This window comes from uncultured Faecalibaculum sp. (genome assembly GCF_910588395.1).
GTDB lineage: Bacteria > Bacillota_I > Bacilli_A > Erysipelotrichales > Erysipelotrichaceae > Faecalibaculum.
Genome location: NZ_CAJUPA010000092.1, coordinates 1 through 1,151 on the forward strand (window position 1 = coordinate 1; position 1,151 = coordinate 1,151).

The 1,151-nt window shown below is 56.0% G+C and carries 1 pseudogene; it reads left to right on the top strand.

The features are described 5' to 3' along the window. Positions 1 to 1,151 (top strand): annotated as a pseudogene (locus tag QZ305_RS11735) (hypothetical protein); the annotation flags it as partial.

The following is a 1,151-nucleotide window of genomic DNA, read 5'->3' on the forward strand; positions in this document are numbered from 1 at the left end:
ACCGTTATCTGACCGAAGCAGAACGGGAACAGTATGAGAAAATCCAGGCAGAAAAGGAACTGGCAGAGGCGGGCATTGTAGAATCACAGAGCCAGCCTGCTCCTGTCCATGAAACCGAAACAGAACCGCCCCAGCCCGCGCTGGAAGAATTGCTGGAACAGTACAAGCCGGTTGTGACCGCCGCCATCATGGAGGATACGGCATACCGCAACGCCTGCGGCCATACTGACCATGAAAACGCTGTGATTGAGGGCAACGCCGCTGTGCGCCGCGCGGTTCTTGGCTCCGGTGATTTGCAGCTTCTCAAACAGTATTCGGATGTGCCGGAGTTCCGCCACCGCCTGCATCAAGAGGTGATTGCCGAAACCTATCCAAAGCTCCATGAGCTTCTGCGCCCTCTCTCCCAGGACGATATTGACGAAGCCCTCTGTGCATGGAACGGCGATATGGACAGCAAACGGGCCGTAGTCCGCTATATGAAGGAGCATGGGCGGGAAAAAGATACCGCCGCATGGCTGTCCAGGGAGTACGGCGGTCCTGAACATACAAACCTGTTTATTGTCCGCGCCGGAAGCCCCGAAGAAATGGAACTGCCCTGGCCCAAGGTACAGCGCCGGATCGCCCAGCTTATCAAAGAGGACCGCTTTTTTACAGAGGCAGAACGGGATAATCTGGACGATATAGACCCTATCGCAATCCGGGAAAATCTGGCCCAGCGCGGCATTGTAAACGGGCAGGTAACAGAACCGGAGAAGCTGGACAATGACCCCTTTATCCAGCAGGTCATGGCTGATGTGGAGCGGCTCACAGAGGACGAACCGCGCTTTTCCGTTGTTATGACCAGCGATGCGTTTCCCGACCCGGAAGATGCGTTTGCTGTCTGGGATAATCAGACCAATGATTACTATACCGCCTCTGATGGAACGGTACGGACATTTTCAAGAGAAGAAGCTGCGGAGCAATTCCTGGCCGGGCTGGAACCACAGGAGATAAATGCAGCCCGGCAAGAGGAACCGGCACAGGAAACAGCCGCACCCGCTGCGGACGAACCGGGAACACTTCCCCGCGACCCGCTGGCATCGGCCTATGGCGTAGGGGATTTTGTTTTTCTGGAAAATACCGAGTACCGCATCACCGATTTGCAGCAGGGC